We start from the raw sequence: 24,522 nt of genomic DNA, 5'->3' as shown, positions 1-24,522 counted from the left end.
GACATGCCTGAACTTCATTTAGTGCGAAAATGATAGCGTTTTGCCGGGCCCGCTTAAAGCCCCAGCTTCGCCATCACGATGTCATTGACCGCCTTGGGATTGGCCTTGCCTCCCGTGGCTTTCATCACCTGCCCCACGAACCAGCCCGCGAGTTTGGGGTTGGCCTGCGCCTTTTCCACCTGTGCGGGGTTGGCGGCGATGATCTCGGCCACGGCCTGCTCAATCGCGCCAGTGTCCGTCACCTGCTTCATGCCGCGCGCCTCGACGATCTCTTCAGGATCGCCGCCCTCGGTATAGACGATTTCAAAGAGGTCCTTGGCGATCTTGCCGGAAATGGCGTCAGACTTGATCAGCCGGACGATCCCGGCCAATTGCGCCGGGCTAACGGGGCTATCCTCGATCGAATGATCCTCTTTCTTGAGCCGTCCAAAGAGCTCGTTGATCACCCAATTCGCCGCCAGCTTGCCATCGCCCGCGCCCTCTGCCACCGCCTCGAAATAGGCGGCATTGGCCAGATCAGCGGTCAGCACATTGGCATCATATTCCGATAGCCCGAATTCCAGCACGAACCGCGCCTTCTTGGCGTCCGGCAGTTCCGGCAGGTTGGCCGCAATCTCATCCACCCAAGCCTGCTCGATCTCCAGCGGCAAGAGGTCAGGATCGGGGAAATAGCGGTAATCATGCGCCTCTTCCTTGGAGCGCATGGAGCGGGTCTCGTTCTTGTCCGGATCATAGAGCCGGGTTTCCTGCACCACCGTGCCGCCCGCCTCGACAATCGCGATCTGGCGGCGCGCCTCATATTCGATGGCCGCTTGGATAAAGCGCATGGAGTTCATATTCTTGATCTCGCAGCGCGTGCCCAGATGGCTGAAATCCTGCGTCTCCATGTATTTCTCATACTGGCCGGGGCGGCAGATCGATACGTTCACATCCGCCCGCAGATTGCCATTCTGCATATTGCCATCGCAGGTGCCCAAATAGCGCAGGATCTGGCGCAGCTTGGTCACATAGGCGGCGGCCTCCTCGGGGCCGCGAATATCGGGGCGGCTCACGATCTCCATCAGGCAGACGCCGGTGCGGTTCAGGTCCACAAAGGACATCGCCGGGTCCATATCGTGAATCGACTTGCCCGCGTCTTGTTCCATATGGATGCGCTCGATCCGCACCAGACGCGCCACGCCGGGGGCCATATCAACCAAAATTTCGCCCTCGCCCACCAGTGGATGATAGAGCTGGCTGATCTGATAGCCCTGCGGCAGATCGGGGTAGAAATAGTTCTTGCGGTCAAAGGCCGACCAAAGGTTGATCTTGGCCTTAAGGCCCAGCCCCGTGCGCACCGCCTGTTCGACACAGAATTCATTGATCACCGGCAACATGCCCGGCATCGCCGCATCGACAAAGGCGACATTGGAATTGGGCTCCGCCCCGAATTGCGTAGACGCCCCGGAAAACAGCTTGGATTTCGAGGCGACCTGCGCATGCACCTCCATCCCGATCACCAGTTCCCAATCATGCTTGGCCCCCGCAATGACGCGGGGTTTCGGCGTTTCATAGGCGAGATCAAGCATGGCACTGCCTCCGGCTGACATATCAGAGGCGTTCTAGGACAGGCGCACGAAGGGGGCAACAGGGAAAGAGGGGCATAGACCTCCACCAAGAATCGTGAAAACACTAAAGGGCCGACCGCCATTTCCAAGACAAGGACATGATATTATGGATAATTTTACCGCAAATGCGCAGACAACTGGGTTTTTGGAAATCGGTGGCTCCGTCAGTGGCAGCGTCGCGGACGGTTGGGACTGGATCGCGGTAAACCTTGAGGCAGACACTGCCTATCGGTTCGAAATCGACATGGGATTGCCTTTTGTCCAAATCCTGTCACCCGATGAGATACCGCTTATGAACAACACCGGTGACCCAGAGCTGCGGTCCGACCAAGACAACGTTTTTGTTTTCTCACCGCAGCAATCCGGGCGGCATTTCATCTCCATCGGCGCAACATTCGGCACCATGGGCGGCGACTTGGACAACTACGTCATCCGGGCCAACGTGTTTCAAGACGACGTCCCCGGCGATGTGACCACGCACGCGACGCTGGCCCCCAACACCTCGGTCCAGGCGCAGATGGATTTCGGCAACGACTATGACTGGTTCGCAGTGGAATTGACCGCGGGTGAGGCCGCGAGCTTTGAACTGGACGGCATCGCGCTCTTTGATCTGTCGGTGCGGGATGCCAATGGAGAAAGCCTCGCAAGCTCGGACGCGCGAGCGTCAAACAAGTATGTGACCTACATTCCAGACGAGTCCGGCACATTCTATGTCAGCGCGCGATATGCAGTGGGATACGACAGATATGCCAACTTTTTTCCCATCCCCTATTCCGTCACATGGGTAGACGCGATTCTCCCTTTGACCGAAGTCGGCACTCTTGGGAATGACACGCTCTTGGGAAATCGTGACGATGATTTTCTCAACGGTCTTGCCGGTGATGATCGTCTCGCGGGGGACGAAGGAAACGATACGCTTTTGGGCGGCGATGGCAACGACAGGCTCTTTGGTCAGGAGGGCGGTGATGAGATATTCGGCGAAAGCGGGGATGACCGCCTGAACGGCAGTCTCGGCCACGACACCCTCAACGGCGGTGAAGGTCACGACTCCCTCAGCGCCGGATTGGGGGATGACTCCCTCACCGGCGATGCTGGAAATGACAATATTGGTGGCGGGCTGGGCAATGACACGATTGACGCAGGCGATGGCGACGACACCGTTGGCGGTGGCTCAGGAAACGACCTGATCACGGGCGGTCTCGGGGATGATTTTTTGTCCGGTGGCTGGGACCGTGATACCTTGGACGGTGGCGACGGCCATGACACGCTCACGGGTGCCAGCGGCGCGGATTACCTCTCGGGGGGCGCGGGCGATGACATAGTTGCCGGTGCGTCCGGCAATGACCGCATCACGGGCGACGCGGGCAATGATCGCCTGTCCGGCAGCGCGGGCGATGACCGGATTGATGGGGGCGACGGGGCCGACCAGATTGGCGGTGGCACAGGCCGAGATACGATCATCGGCGGCGCAGGTGACGACCAAGTCGGCGGCGGCAAGGGCGACGACAGCATCCAAGGCGGGAGCGGCAATGACGACCTCTCGGGTGGCAGCGGTGCGGACACGATTGAGGGCGGCGATGGCAATGACACGGTCAACGGCGCACGTGGCGACGACGTACTCAGCGGCGGCGCGGGTGCAGATCACTTCGAATTCACCGTCGCTAAAGAGGGAGAAACCGATAGTGTTCTCGATTTCGAAGATGGCGTCGACCTTATCGTCATTCGGTTCATGGCCATGGATACACCAGAGCCACCCACTGCCCCCTCATCAGCAGCGCCCTTCGAAACGCTGGGCATCGTCGACACTGCCAGCGGCGTAGAAATTTCCTTCAACGGACAGACTGTGATCGTCCAAGGCATCACCGCCGCGCAACTGACAGTGGACGATTTCACGTTCCTCTAAAGGTCTCCCCCTCCCCCCAAATTCATGCATGCGAAACTCCGAATATAAAGCACTTCACAGAATCGTGAACATAGTGTTTGAATAAGGCGCATTTGGAAAACTGGGGAGTTTTACCATGGAAGGTCTTGTAATTCCGGGAACACCGGAGGCTGACGATCTTGTCGGCACCGCCGATAACGATACGATCACTGCGAATGCTGGGGATGACACGCTAACAGGTGGCGCGGGGAACGATCTGCTGGATGGGGGCGCGGGGTTCGATACGGCCGTGTTCGCGGGCAATGCCGCCGATTACAGCACCGGCGTGAATGAAAGTGCACAGCGCACGATCACCCATACCGCAACCGGCGACACCGACATTCTAGTCAATATCCAGCGCCTGCAATTCGACAACATCAGCACCGATGTGCTGCTCAACCCAGACAACACCAGCCCCGGCCTGATCCGGGGTCTGGGCGGCGATGCCGGGTTCGGCGAGGATTTTCTGGCCCGCAACGATGACGGCTCAACCGTACAGATCGACATCACCCCGATCTTCGAGAACGGGCTGAATTTCTTTGGCACCGTTTACCAAGGTCTCTGGATCAACAACAACGGCTCGGTGACCTTCACCGGACCGCGCGGCACCTTCACGCCCGACGTGATCACAGGCGTCAGCAACAACCCCAACATCACGCCGTTCTTTGCGGATGTCGACACCCGCGGCGGCGAAGTTGCCCCAACCCCGGGCGGAAACTCGCAAGGCAGCAACCTTGTGCATTGGGATTTCAACACGCTGGGCGACCAACTTATCGTCACATGGGACGATGTCGGCTACTTTAGCTCGCGCACCGACCTGCTCAACGCCTTCCAACTTATCCTCACGGATCGTGGCAATGGCGATTTCGACATTCAGTTCCGCTATGAAGAGGTGAACTGGACAACCGGCAACGCCAGCGGCGGCACCAACGGCCTTGGCGGCACGGTTGCGCGCGCGGGCTATACATCGGGCACCGGCGTCGAAGGCACGTTCTTTGAGCTGCCGCAATCCGGCAATCAGGATGAAATCCTCAGCCTGGATGTGATCCCCGGCAATACCGGACTGATCGGCATCTGGAACTTTGCCGTGCGCAACGGCGGCGTGGTCGACTCTATCGTCCCGCTTCTGCCGCCGGTCGGCGCAGGCGGCTGGGTTGCGGGTGACCCACATTTGGCGACACTCGACGGCGTCGGCTATGATTTCCAGGCGGCGGGCGAATTCGTGCTGCTGCGTGGCACCGACAGCGATTTCGAGCTTCAGGCGCGCATGGTGCCAGTGGGCGATAACGTCAGCGTCAATCAGGCCATCGCCACCAATCTCGGCGGCACGGCAGTGATGATCGACGCCAATGACGCGACCCCGCTGCATATCGGCGGCGTGGCCACCGAGATTGAGGATTTCGGCTCTGTCGCGGTTGGCAATGACCGTATTTTCCGTGAAGGCGATACCTATATCATCGTCTATGCGGGCGCAGATAACGTGGTCGGCAATGGCGACAGCCAGGTGCGCGTGATCGTGCGCGATGGGCGGGTCGATATCGACGTGCGCCTCAACGAAGAGCTGCTGGGGCGTCTCGAAGGTCTGCTGGGCGATGGCGACGGCGACGCCAGCAATGATGTCGCGCGCGCCGATGGCACCGTGCTGGCCCGTCCCTTTGCCTTTGCCGATCTCTACGGTCAATACCGCGAGGATTGGCGCGTCGCCTCTGAGGCGGACAGCCTCTTTACCTATGACGCGGGCGAAAGCCTTGATGGGTTTTACTTGCCCGAATTCCCCGGCGAGATTGTCAGCCTCGACACGCTCGACCCGGCGGTGCGGGATGCCGCGATTGCTGCGGCGCTCGATGCGGGCCTGATCCAAGGCACGCCCAATTTCGAAAACGCCGTGCTCGACTTTGCCCTGACAGGCGATAGCTCGTTCTTCGACTCTGCCGCCGAGGTGCCTGCCTCAGTGACCGAAACCGTCACCACCGCTGATCCGGTCTCGCTCAACCTCGAAGGCACCGAAGGCAATGACACCCTGCTCGGGGCCACGCTTGACGACACGCTCAGCGGTCTGGGCGGCGATGACCGGCTCGAGGGGCGCGGCGGGAATGACCAGCTCAGCGGCGGCGAGGGCAATGACACCCTCGACGGCGGTGCTGGCGATGACCGGATTTCGTCCTCTGATGGCAATGATCTGGCCATTGGCGGGGCGGGCAACGACAATATCGGCGGCGGTCTGGGGGATGACACCCTGGACGGTGGCGATGGTGACGACATTCTGGGCGGCGGCTTTGGCGCGGATTCCGTGACCGGCGGGGCTGGCAATGACGTGGTCGCAGGCGGCGCGGGCGATGACACGCTCTCGGGCGGCGATGGCAACGACAGCATGTCGGGCAGCTTTGGCAATGACCTCATCGACGGTGGCGAGGGCGCGGATGACATCGGCGGTGGCACCGGACAGGACACCATTGATGCCGGTGCGGGCAATGACAGCGTGGGCGGCGGTGAAGGCGACGACAGCATCCTTGGCGGCGACGGCAATGACTTCCTTGCCGGCGGCGGGCGCAACGACACCATCGACGGCGGCGCGGGCAATGACACGATCAATGCAGGTGCTGGCAATGACGTGATCACCGGCGGAACCGGGGCCGATCAATTCGTCTTCAGCGCCTTCTTCGATGGCGAGGCGGATGTGATCACCGATTTCGAGGACGGTTTGGACAGTTTCTTCATCCGCCGCTTCGATCCTGATACTGGCGTTGAAAACATCAACAACGGCGGCAATGGTCTGGCGGGGTTCGTCACGGCGATGAATATCGTCGACGTGACGGGCGGCGCTCAAATGACGGTGAATGGCAACACGATCCTCGTGGAAGGCATCACCGCCGCGCAGCTCACCGTGGACGATTTCACGTTCCTCTAGTTCGGACTGGCAGATCAAAGACAGGGGCGCTCTCGGGCGCCCCTATGTCTTGGTGGCAAATCTGCGCCTTCCGATCGCCCAAACCTGCCATCCTGCGTTAGCGCAATCACCGGCAAAGCCAGGCCCACCCCCGCAAGGTTACCGCTAACATCCTGTATTCCAACTGGAAAACGACTTTTACCGCTTTCCGGCGTCCTCTGCCCCGTCTATACGGACGCCAATTCAGCTATCAGGAGTCGCCCATGACCATCACCGTAGGAATCAACGGTTTCGGCCGTATCGGTCGCGCCACGCTTGCCCATATCTCGGAAAGCCTGCGCAACGATATCAAGGTGGTCAAGGTGAACGCAACCGGGCCGATTGAGACCGCAGCGCATCTGATGCGCTATGACAGCGTGCATGGCCGCTTTGCCCATCCCATCACCGTCGAGGGCCAGACGATGGACCTCGGGCGCGGCCCGATCCAGATGTTCTCGACCTATGACATGAACGAGTTGGATTGGGACGGGGTTGATGTGGTGCTCGAATGCACCGGCAATTTCAATGATGGCACCAAGGCCCGCACCCATCTTGAACGCGGCGCGCGCAAAGTGCTGATTTCGGCCCCCGCCAAGAACGTGGACCGCACCGTGGTCTACGGCGTCAACCATGACGCGCTCTTGGCCTCTGAGCGGATGATTTCAAACGGCTCTTGCACCACCAATTGCCTCGCGCCGCTGGCCAAGGTGCTGAATGATACGATCGGGATCGAGAGCGGCATCATGACCACGATCCACGCCTATACCGGTGACCAGCCGACGCTGGACCGTCGCCACAATGACCTCTACCGCGCCCGCGCCGCCGCGATGTCGATGATCCCCACCTCGACCGGGGCTGCCAAAGCGCTTGGTGAGGTGCTGCCGGAACTCGCGGGCAAACTCGACGGCTCTGCCATCCGCGTGCCCACGCCCAATGTCTCGGCGGTGGACCTGACCTTTGTCGCCAAGCGCGACGTGACCAAGGCCGATGTCAACGCCGTAGTGGCCGAGGCCGCCGCTGGCGCGATGAAGGGCGTTCTGGGCTATGATCCCGAACCCAAGGTCAGCATCGACTTCAACCACACCGAGGAAAGCTCGATCTTCGCCCCTGATCAGACCAAAGTGATCGGCAACCGTCTGGTGCGGGTGCTGGCATGGTATGACAACGAATGGGGCTTTTCCTGCCGCATGGCCGATGTCGCCGTCGCCATGGGCCGGTTGCAGTAAACAAGCCCTCACATTTTCTGCAGCGCCGGGCCGCGATACGCGCAGCCCGGCGCTTTGCCATTGGAACGCGCCGATCTGCCTCTGGGCTCGCAGGCCCGAAACTTCGGGTTGCGCGGCCCTCTGTTACCGCATACGCTTCTCCTACGCAGGGGAGTCCCAACTGAGGGACTGAGAGGCGGCTGGCAATCATCTTTGCAGATATTGCAGTGTCGCGACCCTTTGAACCTGACCCAGTTGATACTGGCGTAGGAAGCTAGGGCTCTCGATCATGCCACGTTCCGGCAGATCCCATGGCCTGAACCGGGGCGTATATGCCGCCCTCCTGCCTCCCTGCCACGCTCATCTGGTCTCTTTGTAGAAACTGACTCGAGGAGCACCAAAATGAACGTCCCCACCCAGAACATCACCCCGAGCGTGACCACGGGCCCCCTGCCCGCCTCTAGAAAAATCTATGTGAACGGCCAGCACTATCCCGAAATCGCAGTGCCCATGCGCGAAATCTCGACCCATCCCACCGCAGGCGAGGCACCGCTGGCCGTCTATGATAGCTCTGGTCCCTATACCGATCCAGACCGCACCACCGATATTCGCCAAGGCTTGCCGCCGCTTCGCCGCTCGTGGATCATGGCGCGCGGGACTGTGGAGGATTACGAGGGCCGCCACGTCAAGCCCGAGGATAACGGCTTTGTCACCGGCGATAGACTGGTGCCGGAGTTTCCGGTTCAGCGCCGGCCACTGCGCGCCAAGCCGGGGGCGGCCCCCACCCAACTGGCCTATGCCCGCGCAGGCCTTATCACGCCCGAGATGGAATTCGTGGCAATCCGCGAAAACCAGCTGCGGGAATTGACACCCTGTCACCGCGACGGCAACGACTGGGGCGCGAATATTCCCGACTACGTGACCCCCGAATTCGTACGGCAAGAGATTGCAGCAGGCCGCGCCATCATCCCCGCAAATATCAACCACCCGGAACTGGAGCCGATGATCATCGGCCGCAATTTTCTGGTCAAGATCAATGCCAACATGGGCACCTCCGCCGTCACCTCTTCGATGGAGGAAGAGGTCGAGAAACTGGTCTGGGCGATCCGCTGGGGGGCGGATACGGTGATGGATCTCTCGACGGGCCGCAACATCCACAACACGCGCGAATGGATCCTCCGCAACAGCCCCGTGCCCATCGGCACCGTGCCGATCTATCAGGCGCTGGAAAAGGTGAATGGCATTGCCGAAGACCTGACATGGGAGGTGTTCCGTGACACGCTGATCGAACAGGCCGAACAGGGCGTGGACTATTTCACCATCCATGCGGGCGTGCGCCTGCACATGGTGCCAATGACGGTAAACCGAGTGACAGGCATCGTCAGCCGAGGCGGTTCGATCATGGCCAAGTGGTGCCTGCATCACCACCGCGAGTCCTTTCTTTATGAGCATTTCGAAGACATCTGCGACATCTGCCGCCAATATGACGTGAGCTTTTCATTGGGCGATGGGCTGCGCCCCGGTTCTATCGCCGATGCCAATGACGCCGCTCAATTCGCCGAGTTGGAGACGCTGGGGGAACTCACGAAAATCGCGTGGCGCAAAGATTGCCAGGTGATGATCGAGGGGCCGGGCCATGTCGCCATGCACAAGATCAAAGAGAATATGGAGAAGCAGCTTGAATGCTGCCACGAGGCCCCGTTCTACACCCTTGGGCCACTCACCACCGATATCGCGCCGGGCTATGACCATATCACCAGCGGCATCGGGGCGGCGATGATCGGTTGGTTCGGCTGTGCGATGCTGTGCTATGTCACCCCCAAGGAACATCTGGGCCTGCCCGACCGCGACGATGTGAAAACCGGCGTCATCACCTACAAAATCGCGGCCCATGCGGCCGACCTTGCCAAGGGCCTGCCGGGGGCGCAGCGGCGTGACGACGCGCTCAGCCGCGCGCGCTTTGAATTCCGCTGGGAGGATCAATTCAACCTCTCGCTCGACCCGGAAACCGCCCGCGACTTCCACGATCAGACCTTGCCCAAAGAGGCGCATAAGGTGGCGCATTTCTGCTCGATGTGCGGGCCGAAATTCTGCTCAATGAAGATCAGCCACGACATCCGCGCCGAGGCCCAGAAAGAGGGTATGGCGGCGATGGCCGAAAAGTTCCGCGAAGCCGGCGATATCTACCTGCCCCTTGACGAGTGATCAGACCTGATCGCACGCCCCCGGTGCACGGTGCCGGGGGCCGTTTTGCGCCTCCGGCCCCGTGGCCAGCCCCCTCCCGGCCCTTGATCCGGCTTGCATGGCGGCAGCCTCTGTTGCATACCCTGCGGGACGCAGACGGCAAAGGCGCGCGGCATGACCAACACAATCGCGATTGGCCTTGGGGGGATCGTCCTAGTGGCGCTCGGTGCAGATGTCATATTGAACGATAGCCAATCCACCCTGTTCCTCGGGCGCAAGCTGATTGATCTGATCGAATATGTCGCCTTTTGGCGATAACGCAACTGACACTCCTCCGCATTGACTCGTTTCGAAATTCGTTTATGTTCGCCGTCAATTGTTAGCGCTAACATAACTCTCGGAGGATGCCATGCCCCTGAAACTTGCCATAAACGGATTTGGTCGTATCGGACGCAACGTGCTGCGCGCTTTGCTCGACACGGATCGCCAAGACATCGAGATCGTGGCCATCAACGATCTGGCCCCGGTCGAAACAAACGCCCACCTGCTCGAATTCGACAGCGTGCATGGCCGCTTTCGGGGTCAGATCACCACCACCGCCGACACGATTGACGCAGGCCGCGGGCCGATGCGCGTGACCGGCCTGCGCGACCCAGAAGCGCTGCCTTGGGGTGATGTCGATATCGTGCTGGAATGCACCGGCATCTTTACAGACCGCGACGCCGCCGCCCGCCACCTCAAGAACGGCGCGCGGCGTGTTCTGGTCTCGGCCCCCTCAGCCGGGGCCGATCGCACCGTGGTCTACGGCGTCAATCATGCGGACCTGACCGGCAAGGATGTGATCGTTTCCAACGCGTCTTGCACCACCAATTGCCTCGCCCCCTTGGCCAAGGTGCTGCATGAAAGCATCGGCATCACCCGTGGTTTCATGACCACAATCCATAGCTACACCGGCGATCAGCCAACGCTCGACACCATGCACAAGGACCTCTACCGCGCCCGCGCGGCGGGGCTCAACATCATCCCCACCACCACCGGCGCTGCCCGTGCCGTGGGCCTCGTGTTGCCCGCCCTCGCCGGGCGGCTCGACGGCACCGCCATCCGCGTGCCCACCCCCAATGTCAGCGTCGTGGACCTGACATTCGAGGCCGCGCGCGACACCAGCGTGGACGAGATCAACGCCGCCGTCAGCGGTGCCGCCAACGGCGCGCTTTTGGGCGTGCTCGATGTTACCAGCCGCCCGCTTGTCTCCTCGGACTTTAACCACGATCCCCACAGCTCGATCTTTGCCACCGATCAGACACGGGTGATGGAAGGACGGCTTTGCCGCGTGCTCAGCTGGTATGACAACGAATGGGGTTTTTCCAACCGCATGCTCGATGTCGCCGCCGAAATGGGCCGCCACCTCGAAACCGGGCGCGGCCCCGTCCCGCACCACACACGGGTGATGGAACCGACCTGAGCAGCCTTAGGAAAACTTGGCCAGCAGCGCTTCGCGGACCGGGGGGGTGACAAACTTGGTCACATCCCCGCCCAGCCGGGCGATTTCCTTGACCAGTTTGCTGGCAATCGCCTGATGATTGGCATCCGCCATAAGAAATACGGTCTCGACCGAATTATCCAGCGCCCGGTTCATCCCGACCATCTGGAATTCATATTCGAAATCCGCCACCGCGCGCAGACCGCGCACAATCACCTGCGCGCCCACATCATGGGCGCAATTGATCAGCAGGTTCTCGAACGGATGCGCCACGATTTCGGTGCCGGTCTGCGCGCTGAGCTTGGCACATTCCGCCTCGATCATCTCGACCCGCTCTTCCAGCGAAAACAGCGGCCCCTTGTCCCGGTTGATCGCAACCCCCAGAACCAGCCGATCCACCAGCACGGCTGCCCGGCGGATAATATCAATATGGCCCAAGGTAATAGGGTCGAACGTGCCGGGATAAAGACCAATGCGCATGCGGCCCTCCTTTGCTGCAATCGCCGCTCACGCAACAATACTATGCAAGGCGATGCAAGCGCTTAGTAGCCCATGATCATCCCTTCAAGGGCTGTCTTCTCCATCGCCAGCTCTTCCAGCCGCGCCTTAACCACGTCGCCGATGGTCACGATCCCCACCAGCTTGCCCGCCTCCACCACCGGCATGTGACGGAACCGGCCATCGGTCATACGCGCCAACACCGCATCGGATGTATCCTGCCGCGAACAGCAAACCGGATTACGGGTCATCATTTCAGAGACGGTTTCGGTCATGCAGACCACGCCGCGCACGGCCAGACTGCGCACGATATCGCGCTCTGAGATGATCCCCTCCACCGTCTCGCCATCCCGTGACACCACAAGCCCGCCGATCCGGCGCTCTGCAAGGGTCTGCGCCGCCTCCGAAACCTTTGTCTGAGGCGAGATCGTGATCACCGCGCTATCGCCCTTGGATTTCAGGATTTGCTGCACCAGCATGACACGACCCTCCGCAAGAATATGTCCATAAAATCAGCGTGATCTATAATAAAATTTCTGTCAAGTGCGCGCCTCCAGGCTCTGCACCTCTTGCCGAAGCCTCTCGACCAGCGCGGTAGCAAACCGGTTCTGCCGTTCCAGCCGCCGGTCATCCGCATGGCGCACCAGATAAAAGCTGCGGGTAAGCGAAAATTGGTCGGGCAGCACCTTTTGCAGCCCCCGCGCCCAAGGCAGTGAAAAATCATGCAATACCCCGATGCCACCGCCCTGCCGCACCCAATTGAGCTGCACCGACACCGAATTCGACGCAAGGCTGACGCGCTCGATCCCCGCCTCGCTGAGATAGTCCAATTCCTTGTCAAAGATCATATCGGGAATATAGCCCACCATCCGATGCGCGCGCAGGTCCGCCAGCGTTGCAATCGGGGGATGCGAACGCAGATAGCGCACCGTCGCCGCCAGATGCAGGCGGTAATCGGTGATCTTCTGCACCGTCAGTCGCCCCGCCGTGGGCGGGCTGACCGCGATCACCATATCCGCCTCACGCCGCGTCAGGTTGAACACACGCGGCAGCGCCACGATCTGAATTTCCAGATCGGGATTTTCCGCGCCAATCGCGGCGCAGACCTGTGGCAACAGGAAATTGGCGCAGCCATCCGGCGCGCCGATGCGGATTTGCCCGCTCAGCCCCCCGGCTTGTCCGGCCATTTCCTCGGTGGCTTCCTGCATGGCGGTTTCCGCGCGCAGCGCCGGCCCCATCAGGCGTTGCCCTGCCTCGCTCAAAACATACCCCGTGGGCGATTTGGCAAAAAGCGGCGCGCCCAACTCCTCCTCCAGCCGCGCGATACGCCGCCCCACCGTCGCCGGATCAATCCGCAGGATACGCCCCGCCCCCGACAGGCTCTCAGACCGGGCAACAGCCAGGAATATGCGGATATCGTCCCAATGCGGCGTCATTCCCGGCCCCCTTTGCAGAAATGCAAATCACTTTTGGAATATTGCCTCTTTCCGCAGAGGTTTTGCAAGACTACCCTGCCGCCAACGGATTAGGAGGATTCCCAATGCAAGAGCTTACCCATTACATCAACGGTCAACATGTCAAAGGCACCTCCGGGCGCTTTGCAGATGTGTTCAACCCCGCCACCGGCGAAGTGCAGGCCAAATGCCCGCTCGCCAGCGTCGAAGAAATGGATGCCGCTGTCGCCGCCGCACTGGCCGCACAGCCCGCTTGGGCCGCCACCAACCCCCAACGCCGGGCGCGGGTGATGATGGAATTCGTCCGCCTGCTGAACCGCGACATGGACAAGCTGGCCGAGGCGCTCAGCCGCGAACATGGCAAGACCTTCCCCGATGCCAAGGGCGACATTCAGCGCGGCCTCGAAGTGGTGGAATACTGCATCGGTGCGCCGCAAATGCTCAAAGGCGAGTTTACTGATGGCGCGGGCCCCGGCATCGACATCTATTCCATGCGCCAACCGCTTGGCGTGACGGCGGGCATCACGCCGTTCAACTTTCCTGCCATGATCCCGATGTGGATGTTCGCCCCGGCGCTCGCCTGCGGCAACGCCTTCATCCTCAAACCGTCCGAGCGTGACCCCTCCGTGCCGCTCATGCTGGCCGAACTGATGGAAGAGGCCGGATTGCCCAAAGGCATCCTTCAGGTCGTCAACGGCGACAAGGTGGCCGTGGATGCGATCATCGACCACGAGGTCATTCAGTCCATCGGCTTTGTCGGCTCGACACCCATCGCACAATATATCTACGGTCGTGGCTGTTCCAACGGCAAGCGCGTGCAGTGCTTTGGCGGGGCCAAGAACCACATGATCATCATGCCCGATGCCGATATGGATCAGGCCGCGGATGCGCTGGTGGGCGCGGGCTATGGCGCGGCGGGCGAACGCTGCATGGCCATTTCCGTGGCGGTTCCGGTGGGCGATGAAACCGCCGACCGCCTGATTGAAAAACTGGTGCCGCGCATCGAAAAGCTGAAAGTTGGGCCCTACACCGCAGGCAATGACGTGGATTACGGCCCCGTTGTTACCGCAGAGGCCAAGCAACGCATCCTTGGGCTGGTCGAAAGCGGTATCGCGCAGGGGGCCGAACTGGTGGTCGACGGGCGTGATTTCAAACTGCAGGGCTATGAGGATGGTTTCTTTGTCGGTCCGCATCTCTTTGACCGCGTGACCCCGGATATGGACATCTACACGCAGGAAATCTTTGGCCCCGTGCTCGCAACCGTGCGCGCAGGCTCTTACGAAGAGGCCCTGAAACTGGCGATGGATCACGAATACGGCAACGGCACCGCGATCTTTACCCGCGATGGCGACGCCGCACGCGATTTCGCGGCGCGTGTCAATATCGGCATGGTCGGCATCAACGTGCCGATCCCGGTGCCGCTCGCCTATCATACCTTTGGCGGCTGGAAGAAATCCGGCTTTGGCGATCTCAACCAACATGGCCCGGATTCATTCAAATTCTACACCCGCACCAAGACCGTGACCGCCCGTTGGCCGTCCGGGATCAAGGAAGGCGGGGAATTCAATTTCAAACCGATGGATTAATCTTCACCCATCACTCACGACCAAAGGCTCCGGTGTTTCACCGGGGCCTTTTCGTATCACCCCACCGGCCCGATCTGCATCGACTTTTCGATCATCGCCACGACCGACCCATGCACATCCGAATCCGCCCAATAGGCATTATGCGACAACGGATTCCACGCGGTCAGCACATTGCCCGCACTGATCCAGCGATCCCGCAACTCTTCACGATCCGCCAACGCTGCATACCCGTCGCCCGCCTCTGCCAGCGGCATCCCCAGAATGTCATTGCGACTGTTCAGATTGACCCACCACGGATTGAACCTCTTGCCCACCGGAATGGCGGTGCCGGGGCGCTCAATCGCCTTCACATCGTCGGGCTTGCAGCTAAAGGTAAAGACCGGGATATTGCAGCCAAAGGTGATCATCCCCGCCATCGTCTCGAACCGCTGAAACGGCGTGGGCGCGGTGGTGTATTTCCTTTGTAGATCCCAGATATGGTTCGAGATGATCTGCCCGCCCAGCGAATGCGCCAGCACGATCAGCGGCGCGCGGCCGCCTGTCACGCCCTCCAGATGCGCAATGGCGTTGGACACGCGGGCATGGACCTGCGGATAGACATAGGCATGATCGCCCTTTTCCCAACGGTAAGCGGCGGCATCGGCCAGACGGTGCATCACGAAATCCCGTGCCCCCATCCAATTGGCCTGCCCTTTCAGCGCGCGGTCCATATAGCTCTGTTGCCGCTCTTGCAGGATGTCCGACCAGAAAATCTCGCGCCAGCCAACCAGCGTATCAAACCGCGCCGCGCCCATCCGCTTGCGCAAGGCCGTGTAAAGATCCCGCGAAAAGCTGACGGCATTCGCGGCCTGTGGCCGGTCGCCTTGGCTGCCCATGCCGTGAATGACCGCCACGGCAACCCGGTGTTCTTCTGGCATCGCACTGCCCCCTCAAAATATCTGTGCTGAAATCAACAGGTCTTATTCCAACAAGAGACCACAAACACGCCCCTCTCGCAATCTTGACGCGAGCGGGGCGTTGCCACCACACGGCCTCTTCGCGATGACAATCTCGTGAGGTGACGCAGGTTTCTGCCCGTCCTGCCCTTCGCTTCGCCCGTCCCTTTCCCTAAATAGGGCGCAGCAGCCACGACAAAGAGGATGAATTCCCGTGAAACCCGGCCTTTTGACCCGCCGCCATGCCATGGCCACCGGCCTTGCCGCCCTTGCAACCCCCGGTATCCTGCGCGCAGAACCTGCGGCAGACGTGACCAACCGGCGCAATGCGTCCGCCTTTATCACCCGCGACTGGCGCGATCATTTCGACAGCTTGGGCAAGGGCGCTATTCTGGCCGATATCGACAGCCGCGCGCTGCATTACTGGGGCCCGGACGGCGAGACCTATGCGCTCTACCCCTCCTCCGTGCCGATGACCGAGGATCTCACCCGCCGCGGCTATACCCAGATCGTGCGCAAGCGCGTCGGCCCCGACTGGACCCCCACCCAATCCATGCGCGAGCGCGATCCCACCCTGCCCGCCTACATGCCCCCCGGCCCCGGCAACCCGCTGGGCACCCATGCGCTCTACCTCAGCTGGCCCGCCTATCTCGTGCACGGCACCCACGACACCCGCAAGATCGGGCGGCAATCCTCCTCAGGCTGCATCGGCCTCTACAACGAGCATATCGAGGAACTCTTCGCCAAGGTCGAGGTCGGCACACAGGTCCTGCTGCTCTGAGCACCCACCGGGGCCCCAACCGTCACGCAAACCCATCCCAACAGGCCGCCGGAGAAACTTCGGCGGCCATTTCTGTGCGCTGAAGGGGGGGGCCATGAGGGGGGCAGCGTGGACAGTCAAGTGTTGCAAGAGCGTTAATGCGAGTGGCTTGCGCATAGTCATCACTGCCGCCCGATCATCCGCACCTCAACTGCGCGTGGTTTGCGGTGGTCCATAAACACAAAGGGTTCCATCTGATGCAGAAGGGCCGTAGCCTCAGGGGCCGAAGCAGGGCGGAAGTTCTCAACCGTCACCGCGCCCCCGATCGCCGGATGTAGTCTGGGGGCAAAGATTTGGCCGGGCGCAAGCGGGCCATGCACTTTGACAAGCCGGTCGAACAAGCCTTTTCCATCGCCTGCGTATTTGTCGTAGTACTGACCAGCAGTCAGGTGAATGGACATAAAGTTCATAAGCGCCGCCTGTTCGGTGTCTTCTGGTCCATTGTCATAAAACGACGGGGCAGACAGGGTGTTGGGCAAAACACGAATGTTCACAATTCCAAACCTTCGATGCCAACACGTCAGATCGCCGAAGCCAAGGATCGCAAAGGCCGTGCAATCCCCAGCGGAAAAATCAGGATCGCCACGCAAGGTCTGCTGCAACAAACCATCATAGCTCTGTGGCTCTACCGTTTGCCACTTGCCTTTGCCCCAGGTGCCAAGGCCCAAGGTGTGAAGCATGTCGATCATGCTGCCCGGCACTCTGCCCTGTAGGGCCGCCAAACTGTCCGCCGGATACGGCGTCACCTTGTCCAGCTTACCCAATTTCGAAAGCGCATAGGTTCGGATTTCGGCGAGCTTGGTCATCGGGAAATTTCCTATTCGCAATGGCTTACACTTAATCAAACATTGTCCGGCAATAGTCAATTTGAGGGTTTTCCACGCATGCTCTGGATCTGAAGGGGCGACCTGAAGCAGGATGCTTGTAGGCCCACACCTTCGTTTACAGCGATGCCGGATAACCCGGGACGAGGCTGGAAGACCAAGAGGCCACAGGGACGCGCGAGTGCAAAGTTTGCTCTAGAGCGGCAAAACAGCGCCAATAGGGCGAAAACGAGCACGTTGACTAGAGCAGAGGCGCAGACGTGGCGCACGCTACCAAACCCCAAAACCCAACGGTCCAAGCACCTCTTGGATAGGTGCAAAAAACGCTAGTGAAGGCCCTTTTCCGCCTCCGCCTCCGGAACCCTTTTCGAAATCGCGCGACAGCTTTCGCTGCCAGTGCGTAGCAGGCCCGTACCTGCCCTCGACTGCCCGGCTTGCGCCCGTTTCACCCAAGGCTGCGCGTTGCGCAACGACAGTCTCCATCGCCTTCGCTTTGGGCTTGGCGGATTTGTTATCGCGGGCCGTCCCGATACCCCCCCGATAACAGAAAGCGCCGGATGCCGGGGTCGCTGCTCAGACCGGCGGCGCGGGATGCGGCGTCGCGGGCGGCTTCCTCCTGACCGTATAGCCACAGGATGCGGGCGCGCGCCGCCCACCACGGCTGATAGGTCTCTGCACCCGTGATCGCATCAAGCTGCGACAGTGCCGCGTCAGGCACGCCATTCTCCGCAAGCGCCACCGCCCGTGCCACCAGCACGCCGGTGGTGGGCGCGAACCGCGCCAGCACGTTGTAAAGCTGCATGAGCGGGCCGTGCAGGCGCTCGCCGGTCATGCGGCTTTGCGCATGAAGCGACTGGATCGCGGCCTCGGTCTGGAACCGCCCCGGCTGACCCAAACGGGCGGCGGTGCGCAGGGCGGCTTCGGCCTCGGCCATCATGTCGCGGGACCATAGGGCAACGTCTTGGTCGCGCAGCGCAATAAAGGCACCATCGGGCCCACGCCGCGCTGCCCGCCGCGCCTCGCAGTGAAGCATCATGGCAAGCAGGCCAAGCGCCTCTGGCTGGTCGGGCACAAGCTGCACCGTCAGCCGCGCGAGCCAGATCGCCTCATCGGCAAGGCCCGCCAACCGCGGATCGGCACCGGCCACATCGTCCCAGGCCGTCCCATAGGCCGCATAAATCGCGGACAGCACCGCCGACAGCCGGGCAGGAATATCTTCCGCCTCGGGGATTGCAAAGGCGATACCGGCATCGCGGATGCGGCGCTTGGCCCGTACCAGCCGCTGACCCATCGAGGTGGGTGCCACCAGAAAGCTCGCGGCGATCCGTGCCGCATCAAGGCCCAAGACCGTCTGCAGCATCAGCGGCGCTTGCGCATCCACCGCAATCGCCGGATGGGTGCAGGCGAACATCAGCTTCAGCCGGTCATCGCCAAAACCGTCCGAAGTAGGATCCTTGCGTTCATCATCCAGCATTTGCACCATCGCCGCGCCACGGTCAGCGGTCTGACGCCGTGCTGCGGCATGGCCCGCACTGCGCCGCGCAACGGTCAATAGCCAGCCAACCGGATTAGATGGCACGCCGTCCTTCGGCCACTGCGCAATCGCCGCAGCGAAGGCGTCAGCCAGCGCATCCTCGGCGGCGGCGACATCGCGGGTACGCGCGGCAAGGATCGCAAGCAGCTTGCCGTAGGAGTCGCGCGCCGCAAGCGTCGCCCGCGCAGCGGCATCGCGGCACGCGTCCTCCATCAGGCACCGGGCGGCGGCAGCACCGGGCGGATCTCGACCGACCCGCCCGTCACGCATGGCGCCTTTGCGGCCCATTCAAGGGCGGCGTCCAGATCAGGCACGTCAAGGATAACATAGCCCCCCAGCATCTCCTTGGTGTCGGCGAACGGGCCATCGACAACGTGCCGCGTGCCGTTCTCGACCCGCAGCGTCGTTGCAGCCTCGGGCGGGCGCAACACATTGCCGCTGACCATTGCCCCGGATTGTGCGAGCGCGCCAATATAGGCCTGCCAGCTCCCCCAATAGGCCCCGGCCTGCGCGGGATCGGTAGGTTTGCGCCGTTCTTCCGGGCTCTCGTAGAACTGCATCATATAGTGCATTGGAATTTCCTTTTTTCTCAGCATGCCAGCGGGGTCATGCCCTGTCTATGGGTTCGCGTCTTCACCACCGAAGCGCAGCAAGGCAAAGCCCGGAAAGGGAGCAAAGCTCCAGTCCACGTCGTCCTACACGCAATGCGCAACGGCTCCCTCTGGGTGCAGGGGCTTCTTGCCGCGCAGGCAGCCCGGCCTGCGCTGCGGGTCCATTAGCCGTTGGAGGGCGGCGGCAGCACCGGGCGGATCTCGACCGATCCGGCTGTCACGCATGGCGCTTTTGCAGCCCATTCAAGGGCGGCGTCCAAATCAGGCACGTCAAGGATCACATAGCCCCCCAGCGTCTCTTTGGTGTCGGCAAACGGGCCATCAAAGATGTGCCGCGTGCCATTCTCGACCCGCAGCGTTGTCGCAGTGTCCGGCGGAAGCAGCCCGTTGCCGCCCACCATCGCCCCGGATTGGGCGAGCGCGCCGATAAAGCTGTTCCAGACACCAAAATAGGCCGCGTGCTGAGTGGGGTCTTTGTGTTTGCCCCATTCCTCGGCGGTCTCGCGGAACTGTAACATGAATTGCATCGAAAGTGCCTTTCTTCTCAGGATGGCCGTTGGTCCACGGCCTGTTGACATGTGAGCCTGTGCGTACCCGCTCATCGTCATGTGCGACGGGACCGGCTCATTTCGACAGGTCCGAGATTGCGGCACGAATTGCGGCGAAGACCGTCTTGGCTCGTTCAACTTTGAGGAAGGCCGTCGTGTTGGCGATCACCCCGAAAGGAAGGCCGGGCCGCAGCACGGCGCGCCTAAGTCCAATCGCGACGCCGGCCATGGCCCTCGTGAGCGCCACAAGATCAACCTCAGCAACCGCAAACAAATCATCTCGCCGCGCCGAACGTGACAGCCACCGGGGCCGGCTATGGCGGCCATTTTCGCGCCGTGCAGGGGTTTCGGTATGTCGAGTGAGGGGGGGTTTAGGGGGGGGTTGAAAAAGGCCAAGATATCGGCCCGCGCGCGCGGTCTCAGCCTAAAACTCCAAGCCCTTGACGTGACTTCCCATTCTTCCACTACCACGAACTCCGCTTGACACTTCTTGCTCTGCAGCGCAGCCTTGAACGGTTTTGGCAACTCAAAAGGTATGCTTATGGCCAAAGAATCCCGCTCGTTCGCCGTTATCGGCTTGGGGGCCTTCGGTAGCGCGGTCGCCACGGAACTGACCCGGTTTGGCAATCAGGTCATTGGGGTAGATCTCGATGAACGGCGCATTACGCAACTGGCCTCGACACTTTCATCAGCCGTGATTCTGGACACAACTGATGAGATGGCGCTCAAGGAGGCGGGCATCGACCAGTATGACATGGCTCTCATTGCCATTGGTCGCGACATTCAGGCAAGCATTCTGACCACGATGAACCTCAAGATGCTTGGAATTGGCACGATCTGGGTCAAGGCCTCGAACAAGACACATCACCGCATTTTGTCCAAACTTGGTGCAGACCGGGTGATCCTGCCCGAGCAAGAAATGGGTCGACACATCGCCCAAATGCTGAACAACCCCGTCGTTCAGGATTATGTCAGCCTCGGCAACGGGTTCAGCGTGGTGAACATCGTGATTCCCGCGAGGCTCAGTGGACGCAAGATGTCCTCACTCGACATCGGCAAGACCTATGATCTGCGCCTACTTGGCTTGATGAGGGGCACAGAGTTTCGACCCTGCGACGCGCCGGACCTTGTGCTCGAAGAAGACGACAAGCTGATCCTGCTGGGCAAGAGACCCGAATTGCGCCGTTTTGGCGATGCGCTCTGAGCGCCGGGCACATACCATGAAACCGCTCCTACATCGCGCTACGACCGCGCTCTCTCATATGCCGCCGCCACTGATCCTGTCGGTACTCTATGCCGTGTTGATTGTGCTGGGCGCTGGAGCTCTGAAGCTTCCCTTTGCGCATTCCGTGCCGATCACTTGGTCCGACGCAATCTTTACCTCGACCTCTGCCGTCACAGTGACGGGCCTTGTCGTGATAGATACCGGCGCGCATTTGACACTCTTCGGTCAGATGGTGGTTGCCTTTCTCATCCAGATGGGCGGTCTTGGACTGATGACCTTTGCGGTGCTCATTCTGGGCGCTCTTGGCTTGCCGGTGGGTATCACTGGCAAGCTCTATCTGCGCGAGGACCTGAATCAGAGTTCAGTCCATCAACTCTCCAATCTTGTCCTCACCATTCTCAAGGTCGTCGTGGTCTGCGAAGTCGCTGGCGCAATGCTTTTGGCTCTCACCTTTGTGCCGCATTACGGGTTCTGGCCGGGGATATGGGAGTCAATTTTTCATTCGATCTCGGCCTTTAACAATGCCGGGTTCTCGACGTTTCCCAACGGCTTGGTTCCCTATGCCACCGATCCGGTCGTCAACACAGTTATTCCTGCCCTCTTCATCGTAGGCGGCATTGGCTATGTGGTGTTGCACGATGTTTTCACCCAGAAAAGCTGGCAGGCATGGTCTCTGCACACCAAGATCATGCTGGTCGGCACGGCCTTTCTGATCCCGTGGTCGGTGGGCATGTTCGCACTGCTGGAATGGAATAATCCCGGCACTCTGGGCCAGTTCGACAGTATCACCGCCCGTTTGGCAGTCAGCTGGTTTCAAGGAGTCACAACACGCACCGCAGGGTTCAACACCACCGATATAGGTGCGCTGCATGACAGCACCTCGATGATGTTTATCTCCTTGATGCTAATCGGCGGCGGCCCAACCTCGACGGCGGGCGGAATCAAGGTAACAACATTCGTGGTTATGATCATCGCCACCGTGGCGTTTTTTCGCCGCCAGCAGCAACTACACGCCTTTGGCCGTAGTATCGCGCTGGATCAGGTGCTCAAGGTCATGGCGCTGACAGCCATCAGCCTGATCCTCGTGTTCGTCGGGGTCTTTTTGCTGACCGCCACGCATGATGGGCATTTTCTGGATATCAGCTTTGAGGTGGCCAGCGCCTTTGGCACCGTTGGCCTCTCGCGCGGCTATACAGGCGAGTTGTCAGAGTTTGGCCGCGCGGTGATCATCGCGATCATGTTTCTTGGCCGTGTCGGGCCGCTGACACTCGGATTCTTCCTCGCCACGCGCGTGGCCCCCCGCGTGCGCTACCCAGAGGGGAAGGTTTATCTGGGGTGAGAGATCTATCTGCCGGATGCTATCCAAGCTGCCCGAGCGTGCAACGAGTGGGGTAAGGTGAAGAAGGCTTTTAACGACCCCTTAAAATGTTCGGTTCGAAGCGCCGTCTTAAAATTCGCGTTGCTGTAAACTACACTGTAATTCACTGCAAACTTCGCTGTCACGCTACACACACGCTACAACAACTGTAGGTTTACGCCATTGTTTACAGTGATGCCGGATGACCCAGGACGAGGCTGGAAGAAGGCGGATCACCTAATAGAATAAGGGATTTGCAGCACTGAGAGGCCCACCGGGACGCGCGAGTGCGAAGTTTGCAGTAAATCGGCAAACAGCACCAACAGGGCGAAAACGAGCGCGTTGGCCCAAGCATGGGCGCAGACGTGGCGAACCCTACCAAACCCCATTAAAACACGGTTTAAGCGTCTCTTGGATGGGCGTTAAACAAGCCATTGAAGGGTCCTTTCTGCATCCGGAACTGGGACCCAGACCGCCCAGTTCAGCTTTGCCCTCCCAGATCGCGGCTACGGCTTTTGAAATCAAAGGCTTAAAGACTCCAAGCATAAACGCATCAGAAAAAGAAGTGGGACCGTTTTTGAGATCGAGCGACAGTTGTAGGTCCCCGTGCGAAGCTTGCCTGACCCGCCTTCGAATGGCCGGATATAGCCCTTTGTGGCTTATGCCACAGGTCAAACAAATGGCCGCTGATCTACAAAGAACCAGAATTCTCCTACCTCGGTTTTTCATTTTCTTGCAATTGTGCGTTAACTTGACAAAAAGTGATAGTGGCCAGTCTTTTCGGTAAGCGACTTTTCTGGCTACTTGAGCCTAGGGAGCATGTCGTAGTGAGCGCGTTCAGAAGATCACGGCGACTTGCATTCATCACCATTGAAATTGTCGCGGGTATAGGTGCGTGCTTTGCGTTCTATGAGATATTCTTTGCGAGAAAAACGGTGGATTATGCTTCGCTCAGCTTTGACCTGTGCGCGCCTCTGTCTGATAAACACACTGACTTTTCTGAGTTTCTGGCTCGCAATGCGGAAAAATTTGTTGTTCTCGACTTGGATTTCACCCAAAGGCCTCTGCAATGCGAGATTCCCGGCACAAGTGGATGGATCGCTTACTTAAGCCCCGACCAAGCCTCCGTGACGCTCGAAGTTCAGAGCGACGAATACGGTTACCAAAGGGTTCCGAATTTTGAGCTCCAAGGATTCACCACTGTATTGACATTCCAAGCAAATCAGCTGGGAGGCCATGTGCTTAACAATGTGTATGGAGAATGGGCGGAAGACCCAGGCTACATCGGCATCTCAGGAGCATTTTTTGTAAAACCTTCTCTTGGCGAAGGCGACTTGTATTTCAACCTCATTCCCGCACCCTTTGACGTGCAAACGGATTTGATCAGTCGTTGCACAAGGGTCGCAAATACACAATCTGGCTGGAACCTAGTTAAGCAATACATCTCTGAATGTATTCTATAAACCGTTGAGCGAACGTTTGCTTAACGTACCTCAACGACCACTTTGTTCCGCACATCCGCCGGTGGGGCTGTCGGGCCATGTGTCTCGTAAGGGATCATATGTTAAGGAAACATTGTTTGCTGTGATGAAATACTACACCGGTTTTTGCCGCCTACTTTAAACAGCGTGTGGCGCGGGACATACTAACCCAAGCTGAAATTCCAAGCACGCAAGGGAACTATCGTCAGCAATCGCATTGCCAAGAAACCGAACAGTGCGCGGCCGGAACCACAGTCTTTGGGAAAGGCGCGATCGGCCCATCCACTGTCGTCGCCCTTTCGTCGTGAGAAGCAGAGTATCGCACG

Annotated in this window: 21 protein-coding genes and 1 riboswitch; of the genes, 11 read left to right on the top strand and 10 right to left on the bottom strand. The window is 60.1% G+C overall.

Features of this window, described 5'->3' with window-relative positions:
* Positions 1-53: 53 nt before the first annotated feature.
* Positions 54-1,568 carry an Asp-tRNA(Asn)/Glu-tRNA(Gln) amidotransferase subunit GatB gene (gatB, locus tag RAK1035_RS11950; protein WP_037297227.1) on the bottom strand — a complete coding sequence of 505 codons (1,515 nt, stop codon included), beginning with the start codon at positions 1,566-1,568 and terminating at the stop codon, positions 54-56.
* Between the two features lie 145 nt (positions 1,569-1,713).
* Here gatB and RAK1035_RS11945 point away from each other — a divergent pair, with 145 nt between their 5' ends.
* From RAK1035_RS11945 to gap (RAK1035_RS11925), 6 genes are all read left to right on the top strand, one after another.
* Positions 1,714-3,510, top strand: a complete 1,797-nt coding sequence (locus RAK1035_RS11945) for a pre-peptidase C-terminal domain-containing protein (RefSeq protein WP_008280253.1) — start codon at positions 1,714-1,716, stop codon at positions 3,508-3,510.
* Between the two features lie 115 nt (positions 3,511-3,625).
* Entirely contained in the window at positions 3,626-6,436 is a 2,811-nt protein-coding gene (locus tag RAK1035_RS20510) for a nidogen-like domain-containing protein (protein WP_008280252.1), read from the top strand.
* A 242-nt stretch (positions 6,437-6,678) separates the two neighbouring features.
* Positions 6,679-7,680 (top strand): type I glyceraldehyde-3-phosphate dehydrogenase, encoded by a 1,002-nt coding sequence (gene gap / locus RAK1035_RS11935; protein WP_008280251.1) that lies wholly within the window; start codon positions 6,679-6,681, stop codon positions 7,678-7,680.
* Positions 7,681-7,817: 137 nt separating this feature from the next.
* Positions 7,818-7,949: riboswitch (TPP riboswitch) on the top strand.
* A 112-nt stretch (positions 7,950-8,061) separates the two neighbouring features.
* On the top strand, positions 8,062-9,864 hold the full coding sequence (thiC, locus tag RAK1035_RS11930) for a phosphomethylpyrimidine synthase ThiC (protein ID WP_008280250.1): 1,803 nt from the start codon (positions 8,062-8,064) through the stop codon (positions 9,862-9,864).
* A gap of 153 nt (positions 9,865-10,017) precedes the next feature.
* Complete coding sequence (locus RAK1035_RS20395) at positions 10,018-10,161, top strand: hypothetical protein (RefSeq protein ID WP_008280249.1); 144 nt, start codon at positions 10,018-10,020, stop codon at positions 10,159-10,161.
* A 91-nt stretch (positions 10,162-10,252) separates the two neighbouring features.
* Complete coding sequence (gap, locus tag RAK1035_RS11925) at positions 10,253-11,305, top strand: type I glyceraldehyde-3-phosphate dehydrogenase (RefSeq protein WP_008280248.1); 1,053 nt, start codon at positions 10,253-10,255, stop codon at positions 11,303-11,305.
* Between the two features lie 6 nt (positions 11,306-11,311).
* Here gap (RAK1035_RS11925) and coaD read toward each other — a convergent pair whose 3' ends face one another.
* The 3 genes from coaD to RAK1035_RS11910 form a co-directional block, all read right to left on the bottom strand.
* A complete protein-coding gene (gene coaD / locus RAK1035_RS11920; protein WP_008280247.1) occupies positions 11,312-11,803 on the bottom strand; it encodes a pantetheine-phosphate adenylyltransferase in 492 nt (163 codons plus the stop codon).
* 62 nt (positions 11,804-11,865) lie between these two features.
* Positions 11,866-12,300 (bottom strand): CBS domain-containing protein, encoded by a 435-nt coding sequence (locus tag RAK1035_RS11915; protein ID WP_008280246.1) that lies wholly within the window; start codon positions 12,298-12,300, stop codon positions 11,866-11,868.
* A gap of 60 nt (positions 12,301-12,360) precedes the next feature.
* The gene (locus tag RAK1035_RS11910; protein ID WP_008280245.1) at positions 12,361-13,257 is read right to left on the bottom strand and encodes a LysR family transcriptional regulator; all 897 of its coding nucleotides are present in this window, start codon (positions 13,255-13,257) and stop codon (positions 12,361-12,363) included.
* Positions 13,258-13,361: 104 nt separating this feature from the next.
* Between RAK1035_RS11910 and RAK1035_RS11905 the strand changes: the two genes are divergently transcribed.
* On the top strand, positions 13,362-14,861 hold the full coding sequence (locus RAK1035_RS11905; RefSeq protein ID WP_008280244.1) for a CoA-acylating methylmalonate-semialdehyde dehydrogenase: 1,500 nt from the start codon (positions 13,362-13,364) through the stop codon (positions 14,859-14,861).
* Positions 14,862-14,917: 56 nt separating this feature from the next.
* On the opposite strand, the gene RAK1035_RS11900 is transcribed toward RAK1035_RS11905, so the two are convergent.
* Positions 14,918-15,778, bottom strand: coding sequence for a hypothetical protein (locus RAK1035_RS11900; RefSeq protein WP_008280243.1), 861 nt, complete (start codon positions 15,776-15,778; stop codon positions 14,918-14,920).
* Positions 15,779-16,043: 265 nt separating this feature from the next.
* Between RAK1035_RS11900 and RAK1035_RS11895 the strand changes: the two genes are divergently transcribed.
* Positions 16,044-16,577 carry a L,D-transpeptidase gene (locus RAK1035_RS11895; protein ID WP_037297378.1) on the top strand — a complete coding sequence of 178 codons (534 nt, stop codon included), beginning with the start codon at positions 16,044-16,046 and terminating at the stop codon, positions 16,575-16,577.
* Positions 16,578-16,738: 161 nt separating this feature from the next.
* Here RAK1035_RS11895 and RAK1035_RS11890 read toward each other — a convergent pair whose 3' ends face one another.
* The 5 genes from RAK1035_RS11890 to RAK1035_RS11870 all read right to left on the bottom strand — a co-directional run bounded on the left by RAK1035_RS11890 (position 16,739) and on the right by RAK1035_RS11870 (position 20,362).
* Positions 16,739-17,422, bottom strand: a complete 684-nt coding sequence (locus RAK1035_RS11890; RefSeq protein ID WP_008280241.1) for a GAD-like domain-containing protein — start codon at positions 17,420-17,422, stop codon at positions 16,739-16,741.
* 529 nt (positions 17,423-17,951) lie between these two features.
* Positions 17,952-19,262 (bottom strand): RNA polymerase sigma factor, encoded by a 1,311-nt coding sequence (locus RAK1035_RS11885; RefSeq protein WP_198133569.1) that lies wholly within the window; start codon positions 19,260-19,262, stop codon positions 17,952-17,954.
* Positions 19,187-19,546 (bottom strand): YciI family protein, encoded by a 360-nt coding sequence (locus RAK1035_RS11880; RefSeq protein ID WP_008280239.1) that lies wholly within the window; start codon positions 19,544-19,546, stop codon positions 19,187-19,189. The genes RAK1035_RS11885 and RAK1035_RS11880 overlap by 76 nt, the downstream gene beginning before the upstream one ends.
* Before the next feature lie 203 nt (positions 19,547-19,749).
* On the bottom strand, positions 19,750-20,112 hold the full coding sequence (locus RAK1035_RS11875) for a YciI family protein (RefSeq protein ID WP_008280237.1): 363 nt from the start codon (positions 20,110-20,112) through the stop codon (positions 19,750-19,752).
* Between the two features lie 97 nt (positions 20,113-20,209).
* The gene (locus RAK1035_RS11870) at positions 20,210-20,362 is read right to left on the bottom strand and encodes a hypothetical protein (RefSeq protein WP_008280236.1); all 153 of its coding nucleotides are present in this window, start codon (positions 20,360-20,362) and stop codon (positions 20,210-20,212) included.
* A 312-nt stretch (positions 20,363-20,674) separates the two neighbouring features.
* On the opposite strand from RAK1035_RS11870, the gene RAK1035_RS11865 reads away from it, so the two are divergent.
* The 3 genes from RAK1035_RS11865 (at position 20,675) to RAK1035_RS11855 (ending at position 24,178) form a co-directional block, all read left to right on the top strand.
* Positions 20,675-21,337 carry a potassium channel family protein gene (locus tag RAK1035_RS11865; RefSeq protein WP_037297219.1) on the top strand — a complete coding sequence of 221 codons (663 nt, stop codon included), beginning with the start codon at positions 20,675-20,677 and terminating at the stop codon, positions 21,335-21,337.
* Between the two features lie 16 nt (positions 21,338-21,353).
* The gene (locus RAK1035_RS11860; RefSeq protein WP_037297376.1) at positions 21,354-22,697 is read left to right on the top strand and encodes a TrkH family potassium uptake protein; all 1,344 of its coding nucleotides are present in this window, start codon (positions 21,354-21,356) and stop codon (positions 22,695-22,697) included.
* An 845-nt stretch (positions 22,698-23,542) separates the two neighbouring features.
* Positions 23,543-24,178, top strand: coding sequence for a hypothetical protein (locus tag RAK1035_RS11855; protein ID WP_157132398.1), 636 nt, complete (start codon positions 23,543-23,545; stop codon positions 24,176-24,178).
* Positions 24,179-24,522: the final 344 nt, after the last annotated feature.

It is taken from the genome of Roseovarius sp. AK1035 (genome assembly GCF_003288315.1).
GTDB classification, from domain to species: domain Bacteria; phylum Pseudomonadota; class Alphaproteobacteria; order Rhodobacterales; family Rhodobacteraceae; genus Roseovarius; species Roseovarius mucosus_A.
The sequence above is the reverse complement of the archived record's forward strand: the minus strand, read 5'-3'. Positions and strand labels throughout refer to the sequence as shown.